Genomic DNA, 16,410 nt, shown 5'->3' with positions numbered 1-16,410 from the left:
TCATGGTTTAGGCAAAATAGATATAGATGAATATTACAATAAGAGATATCAAGATTCCAGAAACCTTGAGATATTTCCACGGATTTATGTCCACCTGATTGGTATATAGCTGCATGTAGGCCTTTTTTAGGGGGTAGAACCTTCCTATCAGGAGCATCAAAAGTATGTTGAACACAAATAGTATGGCCATCACATGAAGATAGTGCGGAAAAAATCCTGGCAACACGAATTCGTCCAGTAGTACATATGCTATGTATAGTAAAACCCCAGAAGCAATACTGACCTTGGCAGCAATGGCGGGTACATATTTGGTAAGGTACCCCACGATGATTATCGTCAAAATAGGTATGCTGTAACATCCGTTGATCTTCTGAAGGTATCCGAACAGACCATCGGGTGCATAGGCTATCAAAGGTGCTATCAGCATGGAAAGTAAAGCCAGTAAGATTCCGAACTTTTTCCCTGCCTTGACCGTCTGACTTTCTGTGGCATTTGGTCTTATATGAGATCTATAGATGTCAACGCCAAAAAGGGTGACCGAACTGTTCAATGCTGAATTGAAAGAACTCAGTATGGCGCCGAACAGTACCGCAGCAAAAAAACCTACAAGATATGCTGGCAATACTTTTGTCACCAAAGTCGGATATGCCTCGTCCGCATTGTCCAAGGTATCCCCGAACATATGAAAGGCAATTATCCCCGGAAGGACCACTATTATAGGACCAAGTATCTTGATGAACGAGGCCAACAACAATCCTTTTTGTCCTTCTTTAAGATTCTTTGCTCCAAGTGCTCGTTGGATTATGGCTTGGTTGGTCCCCCAATAAAAGAGATTAACCAACAACATACCAGTAAAAATAGTGCCAAATGGGACTGATGCTTCCTGACCTCCCATGGATTTGAACTTATCTGGTTGGCTTTGGACCAAGGTGATAAATCCATCTAAAATGTCTCCAGAACCAATAATCTGCAATCCAAAATATGGAATGAGAACACCTCCCAACAAAAGACCAATGGCATTAATAGTATCCGAGATTGCCACGGCTTTAAGACCTCCAAAAATAGCATAGATCGACCCTATTGTTCCAATCGAAAAGACCGTAATCCAAAGAGCAATCACCTTGGATACTCCCAGCAGTTCGGGGATATCAAACATAGTGTTTATGGCTAGAGCACCAGAATATAGAACAATGGGCAATAATACAATCATATATCCACTTAAAAATAGGATAGAACTTATAGTCTTAGTACCCTTGTCATATCTGCGTTCCAAAAACTGCGGTATTGTGGTAATTCCACCTTTCAGATATCTGGGAAGTAAGAATACGGCCGTTATTACCATGGTGATGGCCGCAATGGTCTCCCAGGCCATGACCAGTATTCCCTCTTTAAACGCTGTGCCATTTAAACCAACAATCTGCTCCGTGGAAAGGTTAGTGAGCAATAGGGAACCTGCAACTGTGGCCGCGGTCAGGCTTCTGCCTCCAAGAAAATATCCATCACTGGTTGATTCATTGGTCCTTTTTGTTCGCCAATAGGAAATAACCGCTACCAAAAAAGTAAAGCCAATGAAACAGAGGATTTGCATGATATATTAACTTTAATGCAAACCTGTTAAAAAAATGATAGCCGTACAGGGTATTAATTAATTTTAAAAGGGGGAAGAATTCAACTTAGACGTTGAAAATCAAACTTTCAAATCTTTCTATTCAGATAAATAAACGTTAATTGAAAAAGCTATTCAAAGAAATCTTCTATCCTTTTTCCGATTACATTTTTGAAATCAATCACAATACAGCCCAACAAAAATTGCCTGAACTTTATAGCTAAACTTTTCGACCGAAAAAATTGGGCTATGCCATTAGATAATACCCAATTTAACTTTGAACTCACTTATTGTGAAATCATTCTAAAATCTTGATATTACTTAAATTTTCTGAAAATTCGAGAAACAAGAGTAAATCTGGAATTAGTATGAAAATATAATAGTAAAAGCCTTCAAGCCTCTCGAAGGTTGTTATTTTATTGGCAGTTTGTATGAGACTCAAACTAGCAACTGCCTGCTTGATAAGTTACTTTTAGAATAACAGACATTAGTGAATCGCAAACTTCGATTGTTGGCTACCCAATATGAAGGGAAAATGGATTATTAATAGTGGGAAATAAAACTATTTCCTACAGATATGAATCTTAAAAAGTTAAATTTTGTTAAAATTTGAATACTTTGCACAAACTATGCATATAAGAAACAAAAATGGCCCCCGAATCTATCGGAGGCCTTGGTTTTACTGGCGGTCTGGACGGGACTCGAACCCGCGACCCCCTGCGTGACAGGCAGGTATTCTAACCAACTGAACTACCAGACCAATGATTTTATCTTTTCAGACCCTGACAACAGCCAGGTTCAAATCTTGTTCATGCTTTTTGCAAAGCGAGTGCAAATATACATTCTCAAATTTGATTCAACAAAACATTTTTTTGAAAAAAGAAACTAAACAAATTTTTGCCGCTCGATCATAAAAGTATTAAGTACTTGTGCAAAGCTGGAACGCACATCAACCGCTACATATTTAATTTGATATTGGGCACATTTCAGCTTTAACTCTTGCTGGTAATCCTTCACTTTTTGCTGATAGGCATCTTTGATGTTGTCCGCATACAAATCAATATGTGAACCTGTTTCAACATCTACAAAGCGCTTGGGAGCATTGTCAAAATCAAAATTCAATTCATGTTCGTAATCCATAAGATGAAACAGGACTACGGCGTGCTTGTTGTATTTTAAATGACGCAAGGCTTCAAACAATTGGGACTCTTCCGTTTCGGTCTGGAACATGTCCGAAAACAAAAATATTAGACTACGTCTATGGATTTTTTCCGCAATCTGGTGCAAATAGGTGTATGTTCTGGTACTGTCAGAAGTCTCTTTTGTTCCAACAACCTCGTTCAATTTGGAGTACAACATCTGAAAATGCCGTTCACTACTTTTTTCCGAAGTATAAAAATTATAGCTATTTGAGTAGATGCTGAGCCCTACCGCGTCCCTTTGCCGTTTGAGCATCTGCATTAAAGCGGCAATTGCCAAGACCCCAAATCCAACCTTGTTCAGATTTTCCAAGCTCAAATTGCCAATTTCCGGATAGTACATAGAGCCCGAATTGTCCAAGATCATATGACATCTTAAATTGGTCTCGTCCTCATAACGTTTGGTGTAGAGTCTGTCCGTTTTTGCAAAAAGCTTCCAATCAATATGTTTGGTACTTTCTCCGGGGTTGTAGATTTTGTGTTCTGCAAACTCCGCGGAAAACCCATGAAAAGGACTTTTGTGGATTCCACTGATAAATCCTTCCACAATCTGATTGGCCAAAAGCTCAAGGTTTTGGAAAAGTTGGGCCTTATGTAGTTCTGATCGTATATCCATTTCCAGATTATGGGATTAATATAAAACAAAAAAGGCTTGGCATTTGCCAAACCTTTTTTAAAATCCAGTTTCGGATTATCTTATAATACAGCCTCAATAGCGTCGGTGTAAACCTTCTTTGGAGAAACCCCAACTTGGCGATTTACAATTTCACCATTTTTAAAGACCAATACCGTTGGAATATTTCGTACACCGTATTTAGCGGCAAATTGCTGATTGGCATCAACATCTACCTTTCCAACAACGGCCTTGCCTTCATATTCCTGACTTACTTCCTCGATGATAGGTCCAACCATTCGACAAGGTCCACACCAAGCTGCCCAAAAATCCACAACAACGGGCTTGTCACTTTTTAGTACTACTTCATCAAAGGTTGCATCTGTTATTTCTAGTGCCATTTTATTTATTTTAATATTCGCAAATTTAGTCAAATATTGTCCACTTTCCTTACCACGAATGCATTCGTTTTCATTATTGTACCATCGACATAAATTATTGTCACCTCAATTCAGCTTGTAGTGTATCTCGTTCTCTTCCAATGCGGAGAGCAGTTCACTGTTGATTTTTACCTTTTGTTTTCTGCTGGAAAGGTTGAGCTTGATTTCGTCCTGCATTTCGTAAACCACAAAGTTGAGCGGATGATCTCCTTTGTAAGATCGCAACGTATCCTTCAGGGCTTGAATCCTTTTTTCCTGTAAGCGGTCTATATCCAGTTTGATGGTCAACCTTTTGGCATAGGCCTCCATAACATCCTGAAGCTGTTTAAAATCGTTGAACTGGAGTCTGGGGTCCCCTTTCTTTCCAGTATCACGGTTTACCCAACCTTCACGGACGAAGGTTTTGACATGCACAAAGGAATTGATCATTAAAAAGTGACGAAACTTGAGGTACTCCTCCCCAAAAATTCGGAATTCATGCGAATCAGTATAGTCCTCAAGGGTAAAAAGTCCCCATCCCTTCCCATTTTTTGAAATGCGATGTTGTACATCCGTAATAACGCCGGCTACCGTCAACTCCCGATTAACATAAGGTTCCAAATCCGAAAAGGCAGAGACATGGCTATTGCAGAATGCCGTGATTTCCTTTTTGAAATCGTCCAAGGGATGGCCAGAGATGTAGATGCCAACCACCTCTTTTTCCCGACGCAGTTTTTCCATGGTGCCCCAATCTTCGCAGGGCGGTACAACCGGTTCAGGAATCTGTACTTCGCTGGACTCCCCAAATAGGCTTACTTGTGAAGAGTTCTCGTTTTCTTGAAATTTGGCCCCATACTTGATTGCCTTTTCCAAGAAGGTCACCCCGTCACCCTCATGATGAAAATATTGGGCCCTATGGGTGTCACCAAATGAATCAAAACCGCCGGCCAAGGCCAAATTTTCAAAAGCTTTTTTGTTGGCAGAACGAAGTTCGACACGTTTGGCCAAATCAAAAACGGACTTATAGTGGCCGCCTTCCTTCCTGTTTTCCACTATGGTTTCCACCGCTGAACGGCCAACTCCCTTGATGGCCCCCATTCCAAACCGAACGGCATTGTCCTTGTTTACGGCAAATTTGTAATAGGATTCATTGACATCCGGGCCAAGTACTTCCAATCCCATGCGTTTGCACTCTTCCATGAAGAAGGTCACCTGCTTGATATCATTCATATTATTGGACAGGACCGCTGCCATATACTCTGCAGGATAATGAGCCTTTAAATATGCAGTTTGATACGCTATATAGGCGTAGCATGTTGAGTGGCTCTTGTTGAAAGCATAAGAGGCGAAGGCTTCCCAGTCTTTCCAGATTTTTTCAAGAACGTCCCTAGGGTGCCCATTCTTTTCCCCGCCATCCAAGAATTGGGGTTTCAGCTTTTGTAGTAAGGCAAAAATCTTTTTCCCCATCGCCTTTCGCAAAACATCTGCATCACCTTTGGAGAAACCTGCCAATTTTTGGGACAACAACATCACCTGCTCTTGGTATACTGTAATTCCATAGGTTTCCTTAAGATATTCTTCCATATCTGGAAGGTCGTAGGTGATTTCCTCATCTCCATGTTTTCTGGCGATAAAACTCGGAATGTATTCCATGGGGCCGGGCCTATAAAGCGCGTTCATGGCGATGAGATCATCAAAAACCGTAGGTTTCAGATGCTTCATGTGCTTTTGCATTCCTGGGGATTCGTATTGGAATATCCCCACCGTATCTCCCCGTTGAAAGAGTTCATAGGTTTTTTCGTCATCCAAAGGGAACTCGTCTGGAATTAGTTCCACTCCGGTCCTCGCTTTCACAATTTTAACCGTGTCCTTGATCAAGGTCAGGGTCTTTAATCCCAAAAAATCCATTTTTAGAAGACCGGCACTTTCTACGACGGAGTTGTCAAACTGGGTAACGTACAAGTCCGAATCCTTGGCCGTGGCAACAGGGACAAAATTGGTAATGTCGTCCGGGGTGATGATGACGCCACAGGCATGGATCCCAGTATTTCGGAGCGAACCTTCCAGCACACGGGCCATGTTCACCGTCTGGCCTTCCAAATCATCTCCTTCGGAGATGTTCAGCAATTCATGAACCTTTTCCAGCTCATCCGAACGGAATTTTTTCTTAAGATCTGCTTCCTCAACCCCAAAGATTTTGTTGAGCTTGGACATATTGGGGATCAACTTGGCAATACGGTCTGCATCATTTAACGGAAGATCCAAAACCCTAGCGGTATCCCGAATGGAGGATTTGGCCGCCATGGTACCATAGGTGATGATCTGGGCCACCTGGTTTGCCCCATATTTGTTGATCACATAATCCATGACCTTGCCACGCCCTTCATCATCAAAATCAATATCGATATCTGGCATGGACACCCGATCTGGGTTCAGGAACCGCTCAAAAAGCAAGTCGTATTTTAAGGGGTCGATGTTGGTGATTCCCAAACAGTAGGCCACTACGGAACCAGCGGCAGAACCACGCCCTGGCCCCACAGAGACTCCCATATTTCGGGCTTCCCTAATAAAATCTTCAACAATCAAGAAGTACCCTGGATAGCCAGAATTTTGAATGGTGCTCAATTCAAAATCCACCCGCTCGGTGATTTCATCGGTAATCTCACCATATCTGTTCTTGGCGCCGTTGTAGGTAATATGTCTCAAGTAGGCATTTTCCCCTCGCTTTCCGCCATCCTCAAGGTCTTCAGCTACCTTAAACTCTTCTGGGATGTCAAATTTTGGAAGGAGTACATCCCTGGCCAGGTCAAAAGGTTTCACCTTGTCCACAATTTCCTGAGTGTTCAGGATGGCCTGGGGTATATCCTTGAACAGGGCCTTCATTTCGTCCGAAGACTTGAAATAGTATTCCTGGTTGGGCAATCCATATCTATATCCCCGACCTCGCCCAATAGGAGTAGCCTGTTTTTCACCGTCCTTTACGCAAAGTAAAATATCGTGCGCCTCAGCATCCGTTTTGTCGCAGTAGTAGGTGTTGTTGGTGGCTACCAATTTTACTTCGTGTTTTTTGGCCAGTTGCACCAAAACTTGGTTCACACGATCTTCATCTTCCTGCCCATGACGCATCATCTCAACATAAAGATCTTCCCCAAACTGCTCCTTCCACCACAGCAAAGCTTCTTCCGCTTGCTTTTCGCCAACATTCAGGATTTTGTTTGGAACTTCCCCGTAAAGGTTTCCTGTTAAGGCAATAATATCTTCTTTGTATTGCTCCACCACCTTGCGGTCTATTCGCGGTACATAGTAAAAGCCATCTGTATAGGCAATGGACGACATTTTTGCCAAGTTGTGATAACCATTTTTGTTTTTGGCCAACAACACAATCTGGTATCCGTGGTCTTTGATATTTTTATTGGTATGCTCTTCACAAACATGGAACTCGCAACCTATGATTGGGGTAATTTCTTTTTCAGAGGGCGTTTCGCCATTTTCCTCCCGTTCAGCATTCCGCTCTTTGACGCCTTTATTATGGGCTTTTACCTCCTTTACAAAGTGAAAGGCTCCCATCATATTGGCATGATCCGTCAAAGCAACCGCGGGCATGGAGTTATCAGCAGTGGCCTTCACCAAGCTCTTGATGTTGATAGTGGATTGTAGTACCGAAAATTGGGAGTGGTTATGTAAATGTGCAAAGGGCGCATCAGCCAGACTTTGGACATTTTCATTGATTTCATCCTCCGAAATTCCATCGGTGTCCTTGGCCCAAAGGGCATCTGCAATTTTCTTGGAAGCCTTTTTAAGATTGATGTGTTTAAGGCCAATCAGTTGTATTTCTTGCGGATTGGCTTCGGAGAAATGTTCAAAATAATCGGGTTGAACATCCAGTTGCTCGATGGAGTAGTGCTTTTGTCTGACCAGTTCCAAGAAACAACGTGTTGTGGCCTCAACATCTGCGGTGGCATTATGGGCTTCGGCAAATGGTTCCCCAAAGAGATGTTGGTGTAATTCGGTCAAGGTAGGCAACTTGAATTTTCCACCCCGTCCCCCTGGAATTTTACAGAGTTCAGCGGTGTCCTCTGTACATGTGTCCAGTAAGGGGAGAGACGTTAGGTTGTTTGCCACCCCCATCCGATGGAACTCACATCCCATGATGTTAACATCGAAATCCACATTTTGACCCACCACAAACTTGGCCTTGGAAAGGGCTTGGTTGAAGGCTTCCAAAGTTTCCTGTAAGGACACGCCTTCCTGTTCTGCCAAAGCAGTGGAAATCCCATGTACTTGCTCTGATTCATAAGGGATGTTGAATCCATCAGGTTTCACCAACATGTCCTGATGTTCCACAAGATTTCCCATTTCATCGTGGAGTTGCCATGCAATCTGAACGCATCTGGGCCAGTTATCCGTGTCCGTAATCGGAGCATCCCAGCGCTTTGGTAATCCTGTGGTTTCGGTGTCAAATATTAAGTACATAGATCGGCTGTGCTAGCAAAAAATAAATGATTAAAAATAGATAAACACAAAGCTATTTTAAAATGTAGTTTTTAGGAGTTATTAACTTCCTTCTTAAGCTTTGACTTTTATGCTTGTAATGGACATTCGCTATCTTTAAGGATTCAAACCAACCTTTAAAAATGAGAAACTCTTTTTGTCTTTTACTTTCGATTTTTTTGATCCTTACTTCTTGTAAAGAAGAACCCAAACCCGAACCTGAACAGGAAGGTGTCCCTCCTAATTTCATTGTCATTTTTGCTGATGATTTGGGCTACGGCGATTTAAGTTGTTACGGTAATCCCACTATTCTCACCCCAAATTTGGACCGCATGGCACATGAGGGGCAGAAGTGGACCAATTTTTATGTGGGAGCCAGTGTTTGTACCCCTAGTAGGGCGGCCTTACTTACGGGAAGACTACCTGTTAGAAGCGGAATGGCCAGTAATAAAAGTCGGGTTCTTTTCCCGGATTCCAAAAATGGTTTGCCAGCTGATGAGATAACTCTGGCAGAACAGCTGAAGAAGGTAGGATATGCTACCGCGGCCATCGGCAAATGGCATTTGGGTCATAAGGAACAGTATTTGCCCACCAACAATGGATTCGATTATTACTTTGGGATTCCTTACTCCAATGATATGGATCGGGTGGCCGAATACCCAAACGGGGACTATTGGAGCCAACAAGATGAAGATATCAAAACCGAACATTTCAATGTGCCTTTGATTCGAGGTACTGAGATTATTGAAAGACCAGCGAACCAGAATACCATAACAAAACGATATTCAGAAGAGACCGTTTCCTACATTAAAAAGAATAAGGATAAGCCCTTTTTCATTTACTTGGCACATAACCTTCCCCATATACCATTGTTTGCCTCAGAAGAAGCAACGGGCAAGAGCAAACGCGGACTCTATGGTGACGTGGTGCAAGAAATTGACCATGGGGTAGGGCAAATCCTGGAGGCGCTTGAGACGGAAGGGTTGGCCGAAAATACCATTGTGGTCTTTACTTCTGATAATGGGCCTTGGCTCCCCTTTAAAAATAATGGTGGAAGTGCAGGTCTTTTAAGGGCTGGAAAAGGTTCCACCTGGGAAGGCGGTATGCGGGAACCTGGTATTTTTTGGGGTCCAGGACAAGTTAAACCTGGAGTTGTTACAGATTTGGGTTCTACCATGGATCTTTTCGCGACCTTCAGCGCCATGGCCGGGGCAGAACTTCCCCAAGACCGGATTATGGATAGCTATGATCTAGGCCCTACTTTGATGGAGCTGAAACCTAGTCCGCGGAATCATATCATGTATTATAGGGGAACGGAACTTTATGCCGCTCGTTTGGGGGATTATAAAGCGCATTTTATTACCCAAGGGGTGTATGGCCAATTTGGGGATCGGGAAGAGCATAATCCTCCCATATTGTACCATTTGAATCACGATGCTTCGGAACAGTTTGATATTGCGGAAGGGAATGAAGAGATTTTGGGTCAAATCCAAGAGTTGGTGGCAGGGCATAAAGCCAATTTGGTGCCGGGTAAAGATCAATTGGCAGCAAGGGAATAGAAAGTCGTGTAAGTCATTGTGCATTAAAAGAAATCAAGTATATTTGCACCCGCTTAAAGTGAAAGCGAACTAAAATTAGGATTAATAACCAGGGTCGGGCACCCTACAAATTAATGTGATATGCCAGTAAAGATTAGACTTCAGAGACACGGTAAAAAAGGAAAACCCTTCTACTGGGTTGTGGCCGCAGATTCAAGAGCAAAAAGAGACGGTAAGTTTTTGGAAAAATTGGGAACCTATAACCCCAATACCAATCCAGCTACCATTGATGTTAATGTGGACAATTCTGTAAAGTGGTTGCAAAATGGTGCACAACCTACAGATACTGCAAGAGCCATTCTTTCTTACAAAGGTGTTTTGTTGAAGCACCACTTGTTGAGTGGGGTTCGTAAAGGCGCTTTGACCGAAGAGCAAGTTGAGGAGAAATTCAATGCTTGGTTGGAAGAAAAAGAAAAAGGAATCCAGGCCAAAAGAGATGGATTGAGCAAAGCTCAGGCAGAGGCAAAGGCCAAAGCATTGGAAGCTGAGAAAGAAGCCAATGAGAAGCGTGCTGCTGCTGCACTTCCTGAAGTAGAAGAAGAAGCAGTTGCTGAAGGTGAAGAGGTTGCTGCCGAGGCTGCTGAAGCTGCCACAGAGGAAGCTCCTGCAGTTGAAGAGCCAGCTGCTGAAACCGAAGAAGCTCCTGCCGCTGAGGCTGAAGCTGCCAAGGAAGAAGAGTAAAAGTTCCGACGATGCGCAAGGAAGATTGCTTCTACTTGGGCAAAATCGTCTCAAAATACAGTTTTAAGGGGGAGGTATTGGTGAAGCTCGATACCGACGAACCTGAAATCTACGAAAACATGGAATCAGTTTTTGTTTCATTGGGAAACAATCTGGTTCCATTTTTTATTGACCGCTGCCGATTGCATAAGTCGGCCCTCCTACGTATCGATTTTGAGGAGGTGAAGGATGAGATTTCTGCTGACAAAATCATGGGTTCTGAATTGTATTTGCCCTTAACGATGCTGCCGCCATTATCTGGAAACAAGTTTTATTTTCATGAAGTTATTGGCTTTAATCTTGTTGATCAGGTGCATGGTGATATTGGAGTTATAAAAGCGGTAAATGATAGTGCTTCCCAAGAACTTTTTGAAGCCGAAAAGGATGGGAAAGAGCTGCTGATTCCCATTAGCGATGATATCATTATAAAAGTTGATCGGGAATCAAAAATTATTCACGTAAAAACCCCTGAAGGATTGGTAAACTTGTATATTTCAAGTTAATATATGCTTAATGGATAAAAGAATTGACAACCTTGATTATTTAAGAGGGCTAATGGCCATAGTCATAATGATATACCATTATAATGCATGGCTTTATGGCGCTTTGCCGAGCGATTCAACATTAAGTAGATTGGGAATTTATGGAGTTTCAGCTTTCTACGTATTAAGCGGGTTGACCCTTTTTTTGGTTTATTCGGAGAGGTTGGTTGTTAGGAATTTACCTTCTTACTTTCTTAAAAGAATTTTAAGGATTTATCCACTTTTATGGATTTCTATTTTGCTCAATATTTTTCTACTTAATAAAACCTATCCTACTGAAAAACTGTGGCTGAACTTTACTGGGGCATTTGGTTTTGTAGCTCCAAGAGAATATATATCCACGGGGGCATGGTCTATTGGGAATGAGTTGGTTTTTTACGTTTTTTTTCCTCTAATTGTACTTTTGAGCAGAAGATTTAAGTACGGAATTTGGCTGTGCTTTGGTGTTTCGGTTTTAGTTGGGTATTACTTTGCGTTCCACATGTTGGATCCAGAAATACCTTTAGGAGACCAATGGGATGAGTATATTAATCCATTTAATCAATTGTTTCTTTTTGTAGGAGGAATGTTCGTCGCATTTTTTTATAATGGATATAAGAATGTAAAGTTAGGATGGAGTTTGTTTTTGCTAGCGATTTTGATTTTTGTTATTTGGCCTGCTTCAGGGAACAGAATAGCATTGATTACCGAAAATAATAGATTGGTGTTTTCAACGGTAACCATCTTATTTACTATTTCATTTTTGATTATTCCGAATAGAAAGATAAAATTTCTTAGCTCAATTTTAAAAGTTTTGGGTCATATTTCATATTCGATTTATCTAATACATCCTATTGTTTTCTGGTATCTCAATCGATTTTTGCAGAAAGGGGAAGAGCCGGTAAAATTCTTTTTAATTAGTAGCTTAATAACGTTGATTCTAAGTCTGCTTGTTTATTATTTAGTAGAATCAAGGTTTATACGTCTAGGGAAAAGTCTTGTCACGAATCGATTAAATAAGAGGGCTGAAGGGCAATAATCTATTTTCCAATTAATGGATGATTTTGTCCAAAGCGTCAATTGGGAATCAAATGTTGGTTGTATAAAGGCACCAGAAGATATGGGACTCTTTCATCGGGTTTAAAAGGGATTTGGTTTTAGTTATATTTATACCTCAAACAACCAAAACCATGTTCAGATACTCTTTCCTCATTGCACTATTGTGCCTTGTTTCCTGTGCCGAAAAACCATCCAAAGAACAAAAAGAGAAAGTTCCACCCAATGTAGTCCTCATTTTTACCGATGATCAAGGATATCAAGATGTAGGAGTTTTTGGTTCGCCGGATATCGAGACTCCTAACCTAGATAAGATGGCAGCAGAGGGATTGCAACTGACCCATTACTATGCTGCCCAAGCCGTATGTTCTGCGTCCAGAGCCGGAATTTTAACGGGCTGCTATCCCAACCGAATTGGTATACATAATGCCTTGGGTCCCGACAATACACATGGTATCAATGCTTCCGAAACCACCTTGGCGGAAATGCTCAAGGAACAAGGATATGCAACAGGTATTTTTGGGAAATGGCATTTAGGACACCACCCTATGTTTTTGCCCACGCGTCATGGTTTTGATGAGTGGTTTGGTATACCTTATTCCAACGATATGTGGCCTTATCATCCACAGCAAGGTCCAATTTTCAACTTTCCTGATCTTCATTTATATGAAAATGAAAAGGTAATCGATACGCTCACAGAACAATCCCAACTAACTACCCAAATTACGGAGCGGAGCGTGGATTTCATCAAAAGAAATAAGGATACTCCCTTCTTTTTGTATGTGCCCCATCCGCAACCTCATGTTCCTTTGTTTGTTTCTGAAAAGTTCAAGGGAAAATCAGAACGGGGACTGTACGGAGACGTGATCATGGAGATTGATTGGTCTGTTGGGGAAATCAATAAAGCACTTAAGGAAAACGGTTTGGAAGACAACACTATTGTCATATTTACTTCGGATAATGGGCCTTGGCTTTCTTATGGCAACCATGCTGGAAGTGCCTTACCACTTCGCGAGGGAAAAGGTACTGCCTGGGAAGGAGGGCAGCGCGAACCTTTCATAATGAAATATCCAGAAAAATTGAAAGCGGGAAAAGTCATAGAGGCTCCTATGATGGCTATAGATATTCTGCCTACTATTGCTGAATTTACAGGGGCAGATCTGCCTACTAATACTATTGATGGCAAAAGTGCCGTAAAGCTATTGACTGGGGAAAGTGAAGACAGTCCACAAAAAGCCTATTTCTTTTATTATAGAGTCAATGAAATGTTCGGGGTGCGTTATGGCAAGTGGAAGTTGTATTTCCCGCATCGTTATCGTACCATGGACGGACAAGAACCTGGGAAGGACGGTCAACCCGGGGATTACCGGATGATCGATATGGAGGAGATTGAGTTGTACGACGTCGTCAACGATGTTAGTGAGACCAAGAACGTAGCCGATGAGCATCCAGAAATTGTTTCGGAAATCAAGTTTATGGCCAATGGGATGCGCCAAAAACTTGGAGATGCATTGCTTGGACTTGAGGGTTCAGAAACTCGGGAACCGGGTAGGTTGAATGAAATAAACCAATAGTAAAGCACCAAATTACAAGAGTTCATTTTTGGAATTTGGAATTTGTAGGTTGGAATTTTAATGAAACCATTTCAATTTAAACAGTTTACTATCCATCAAGACCGCTGTGCCATGAAAGTGGGCACCGATGGGGTATTGCTTGGAGCTTGGACAAGTTTGGAAGCCCAACCGGATTCCATTTTGGATATCGGTGCCGGTACGGGGTTGATTGCCCTTCAAATGGCTCAACGCTCAATGGCGGAGGTTATAGATGCCATTGAATTGGATGAGGATGCTTATGAGCAATGTGTTGAAAATTTTGAAGCATCATCTTGGGCAGATAGACTTTTTTGTTATCATGCCGGTCTGGATGAGTTTGTGGATGAAATTGAGGATAAATATGATTTGATTGTATCCAATCCCCCATTTTATTCCGAAGAAGTGACCAGTGGTGCAGAGGCAAGGGATATGGCAAGGCAAAATACTTCATTGCCCTTTGATGAACTCTTGGAAGGTGTATCCCGATTGTTGTCTCCCGAGGGTATTTTTTCTGTGGTAATCCCATTCAAGGAAGAAAAACGGTTTGTGGATATGGCTAGCGCATTGGGATTACATCCAAGGCGTACATTGCACGTAAGGGGAAATCCAAATGCTCCTTTCAAACGAAGTTTGCTGGAATTTGGTCTTGGAGAAGCCCAACTTAGGATGGAAGAATTGACCATTGAACGGGGACGGCATGAATACACCGAAGAGTATGTTGCCTTGACCGGAGCTTTTTACCTAAAAATGTAACAATGGGATGGTATAAAGTTATATTTCGTTAGTACATTTGACAAGATTCTTTTGAGAGTCTTGTCATTCCGCATTTATTGCGGGATCTATTTGACCAGGTAGCTTATGTATGTTTTTAGGCAAGCCTGTAATACTAAATCATATTGAATGAAACCTGATTTGTTTGAAGCCCCGGATTACTACAATTTAGATGATCTATTTTCCGAAGAACACCTATTGGTTCGCGACGCGGCTCGTCAATGGGTAAAAAGAGATATCTCGCCCATTATTGAGGAGTACGCCCAAAAAGCTGAATTTCCAAAGGAAATTATTGGAGGCTTGGCAGAGATTGGTGCTTTTGGGCCTTATATCCCTGAGGAATATGGAGGGGCTGGTTTGGATCAAATCAGTTATGGACTGATCATGCAGGAAATAGAAAGAGGGGATAGTGGAGTGCGGTCTACGGCTTCTGTGCAATCTTCTTTGGTGATGTATCCCATTTTTGCGTACGGAACGGAAGAACAACGAAAAAAGTATCTTCCCAAACTTGCTACAGGTGAGTGGATGGGCTGTTTTGGACTTACAGAACCCAATCATGGATCCAATCCCAGTGGAATGGAGACCAAGTTCAAAGATATGGGCGACCATTACCTATTGAATGGTGCCAAGCTCTGGATTTCCAATTCGCCATTTGCAGATGTTGCTGTGGTATGGGCCAAAAATGAAGAAGGAAGAATTCATGGGCTTATTGTAGAAAGGGGAATGGAAGGTTTCTCCACTCCGGAAACGCATAACAAATGGTCGTTACGTGCTTCTGCAACAGGAGAATTGATTTTTGATAATGTAAAAGTTCCAAAAGAGAACCTGCTGCCAGGCAAGAATGGTTTGGGAGCCCCGCTGGGTTGTTTGGACTCTGCTAGGTATGGCATTGCTTGGGGTGCCATTGGTGCTGCCATGGACTGCTATGATACCGCACTCCGCTATGCTAAGGAGCGTGTCCAGTTTGGAAAGCCCATTGCGGCCACGCAGCTGCAGCAGAAGAAACTGGCTGAAATGATTACCGAAATCACCAAAGCGCAATTATTGGCCTTCCGATTGGGGCAACTAAAGAATGAAGGTAGGGCTACCACTGCCCAGATTTCCATGGCCAAACGGAACAATGTGGATATGGCCATCAAGATTGCCCGTGAAGCGCGACAGGTTTTAGGGGGAATGGGTATTACTGGGGAATACAGTATTATGCGCCACATGATGAACCTGGAAAGTGTGATTACCTATGAAGGTACCCACGATATTCACTTGTTGATTACGGGAGCTGATATCACAGGTTATCCAGCTTTTAAATAGGTTAATAATTCTGGCGTTGGTTCAATATTCGTAGAATCAACACTTCATCGTTTTTTATGATGTAATGAATGGAGTAGTTAAATTGTTCGAACTGTACTATTCGAACGCTTCTGTACTTGACCTGGAAGGATTCTGGGGTAGTTTTTAAAAATTGAAGCTGTTTTTTGAAATCTTGAAGAAAGATTTGTTCTAATTTTTTCGCTCTAAAGAAACATTCGGCAAAGCTCAATTCAATTTGTGCTTCTTTGGAAATATGGACTTTATAAACCATATTTTTTCTCTATTTCCTCAATGGGAATATACTCCACTTTTCCTTCGGCGACACGTGTCAACATGTCGTCCATCATAGCTTTGTATTCCTCTGATGGGGATTCCAATCTCCTTGCAGTTTCTTCCAAAGTGTATTCAAGAAAACTTTTAAGGGAACGTTTTTGTTTTTTTGCTTCTGCCTCTAAGATTACAAGGGCATTCTCATCTACATCAATTAATTTTCGAATCCTCTCCATGGTATATGTA

General features: G+C 42.0%; 13 protein-coding genes and 1 tRNA gene. 7 read left to right on the top strand and 7 right to left on the bottom strand.

Features of this window, described 5'->3' with window-relative positions; all coding sequences use genetic code 11:
* Positions 1–7: 7 nt before the first annotated feature.
* From ACRHOZ_RS12480 to dnaE, 5 genes are all read right to left on the bottom strand, one after another.
* Complete coding sequence (locus tag ACRHOZ_RS12480; RefSeq protein WP_431126099.1) at positions 8–1,588, bottom strand: solute:sodium symporter family transporter; 1,581 nt, start codon at positions 1,586–1,588, stop codon at positions 8–10.
* Positions 1,589–2,289: 701 nt separating this feature from the next.
* Positions 2,290–2,366: transfer RNA gene (locus tag ACRHOZ_RS12475), tRNA-Asp, on the bottom strand.
* Positions 2,367–2,491: 125 nt separating this feature from the next.
* Positions 2,492–3,421: a DUF58 domain-containing protein gene (locus ACRHOZ_RS12470; RefSeq protein ID WP_431126097.1), complete on the bottom strand. Its 930-nt coding sequence runs from the start codon at positions 3,419–3,421 to the stop codon at positions 2,492–2,494.
* Between the two features lie 80 nt (positions 3,422–3,501).
* Positions 3,502–3,819, bottom strand: coding sequence for a thioredoxin (gene trxA / locus ACRHOZ_RS12465; RefSeq protein ID WP_138835863.1), 318 nt, complete (start codon positions 3,817–3,819; stop codon positions 3,502–3,504).
* Between the two features lie 105 nt (positions 3,820–3,924).
* On the bottom strand, positions 3,925–8,310 hold the full coding sequence (dnaE, locus tag ACRHOZ_RS12460) for a DNA polymerase III subunit alpha (RefSeq protein WP_431126094.1): 4,386 nt from the start codon (positions 8,308–8,310) through the stop codon (positions 3,925–3,927).
* 161 nt (positions 8,311–8,471) lie between these two features.
* Here dnaE and ACRHOZ_RS12455 point away from each other — a divergent pair, with 161 nt between their 5' ends.
* From ACRHOZ_RS12455 to ACRHOZ_RS12425, 7 genes are all read left to right on the top strand, one after another.
* Complete coding sequence (locus ACRHOZ_RS12455; protein WP_431126092.1) at positions 8,472–9,887, top strand: sulfatase family protein; 1,416 nt, start codon at positions 8,472–8,474, stop codon at positions 9,885–9,887.
* Positions 9,888–10,007: 120 nt separating this feature from the next.
* Positions 10,008–10,607, top strand: coding sequence for a 30S ribosomal protein S16 (locus tag ACRHOZ_RS12450; RefSeq protein WP_431126090.1), 600 nt, complete (start codon positions 10,008–10,010; stop codon positions 10,605–10,607).
* An 11-nt stretch (positions 10,608–10,618) separates the two neighbouring features.
* The gene (gene rimM, locus ACRHOZ_RS12445; RefSeq protein WP_431126088.1) at positions 10,619–11,149 is read left to right on the top strand and encodes a ribosome maturation factor RimM; all 531 of its coding nucleotides are present in this window, start codon (positions 10,619–10,621) and stop codon (positions 11,147–11,149) included.
* A 10-nt stretch (positions 11,150–11,159) separates the two neighbouring features.
* Entirely contained in the window at positions 11,160–12,206 is a 1,047-nt protein-coding gene (locus tag ACRHOZ_RS12440) for an acyltransferase family protein (RefSeq protein ID WP_431126086.1), read from the top strand.
* 151 nt (positions 12,207–12,357) lie between these two features.
* Positions 12,358–13,797 (top strand): sulfatase family protein, encoded by a 1,440-nt coding sequence (locus tag ACRHOZ_RS12435; RefSeq protein WP_431126084.1) that lies wholly within the window; start codon positions 12,358–12,360, stop codon positions 13,795–13,797.
* A gap of 60 nt (positions 13,798–13,857) precedes the next feature.
* A complete protein-coding gene (locus tag ACRHOZ_RS12430; RefSeq protein WP_431126082.1) occupies positions 13,858–14,568 on the top strand; it encodes a tRNA1(Val) (adenine(37)-N6)-methyltransferase in 711 nt (236 codons plus the stop codon).
* A gap of 147 nt (positions 14,569–14,715) precedes the next feature.
* Complete coding sequence (locus tag ACRHOZ_RS12425; protein WP_431126080.1) at positions 14,716–15,894, top strand: acyl-CoA dehydrogenase family protein; 1,179 nt, start codon at positions 14,716–14,718, stop codon at positions 15,892–15,894.
* Between the two features lies 1 nt (position 15,895).
* Here ACRHOZ_RS12425 and ACRHOZ_RS12420 read toward each other — a convergent pair whose 3' ends face one another.
* Complete coding sequence (locus tag ACRHOZ_RS12420) at positions 15,896–16,165, bottom strand: type II toxin-antitoxin system RelE/ParE family toxin (protein WP_431126078.1); 270 nt, start codon at positions 16,163–16,165, stop codon at positions 15,896–15,898.
* On the bottom strand, positions 16,155–16,400 hold the full coding sequence (locus tag ACRHOZ_RS12415; RefSeq protein WP_431126076.1) for a hypothetical protein: 246 nt from the start codon (positions 16,398–16,400) through the stop codon (positions 16,155–16,157). Before ACRHOZ_RS12415 ends, ACRHOZ_RS12420 begins: the two co-directional genes overlap by 11 nt.
* Between the last annotated feature and the right edge of the window lie 10 nt (positions 16,401–16,410).

The sequence above is a fragment of the Flagellimonas flava genome, assembly GCF_050617915.1.
In the GTDB taxonomy this organism is placed as follows: domain Bacteria; phylum Bacteroidota; class Bacteroidia; order Flavobacteriales; family Flavobacteriaceae; genus Flagellimonas; species Flagellimonas flava_A.
Note: the sequence above shows the minus strand (reverse complement) of the source record. Positions and strands in the feature narration are given on the sequence as shown.

Coding starts and splice junctions, on each gene's coding strand:
- ACRHOZ_RS12480 (WP_431126099.1), bottom strand. CDS start 1,588: ATGCAAATCCTCTGTTTCATTGGCTTTACTTTTTTGGTAGCGGTTATT.
- rimM (WP_431126088.1), top strand. CDS start 10,619: ATGCGCAAGGAAGATTGCTTCTACTTGGGCAAAATCGTCTCAAAATAC.
- ACRHOZ_RS12430 (WP_431126082.1), top strand. CDS start 13,858: ATGAAACCATTTCAATTTAAACAGTTTACTATCCATCAAGACCGCTGT.
- ACRHOZ_RS12415 (WP_431126076.1), bottom strand. CDS start 16,400: ATGGAGAGGATTCGAAAATTAATTGATGTAGATGAGAATGCCCTTGTA.
- ACRHOZ_RS12470 (WP_431126097.1), bottom strand. CDS start 3,421: ATGGATATACGATCAGAACTACATAAGGCCCAACTTTTCCAAAACCTT.
- ACRHOZ_RS12425 (WP_431126080.1), top strand. CDS start 14,716: ATGAAACCTGATTTGTTTGAAGCCCCGGATTACTACAATTTAGATGAT.
- dnaE (WP_431126094.1), bottom strand. CDS start 8,310: ATGTACTTAATATTTGACACCGAAACCACAGGATTACCAAAGCGCTGG.
- ACRHOZ_RS12435 (WP_431126084.1), top strand. CDS start 12,358: ATGTTCAGATACTCTTTCCTCATTGCACTATTGTGCCTTGTTTCCTGT.
- ACRHOZ_RS12420 (WP_431126078.1), bottom strand. CDS start 16,165: ATGGTTTATAAAGTCCATATTTCCAAAGAAGCACAAATTGAATTGAGC.
- ACRHOZ_RS12440 (WP_431126086.1), top strand. CDS start 11,160: ATGGATAAAAGAATTGACAACCTTGATTATTTAAGAGGGCTAATGGCC.
- trxA (WP_138835863.1), bottom strand. CDS start 3,819: ATGGCACTAGAAATAACAGATGCAACCTTTGATGAAGTAGTACTAAAA.
- ACRHOZ_RS12450 (WP_431126090.1), top strand. CDS start 10,008: ATGCCAGTAAAGATTAGACTTCAGAGACACGGTAAAAAAGGAAAACCC.
- ACRHOZ_RS12455 (WP_431126092.1), top strand. CDS start 8,472: ATGAGAAACTCTTTTTGTCTTTTACTTTCGATTTTTTTGATCCTTACT.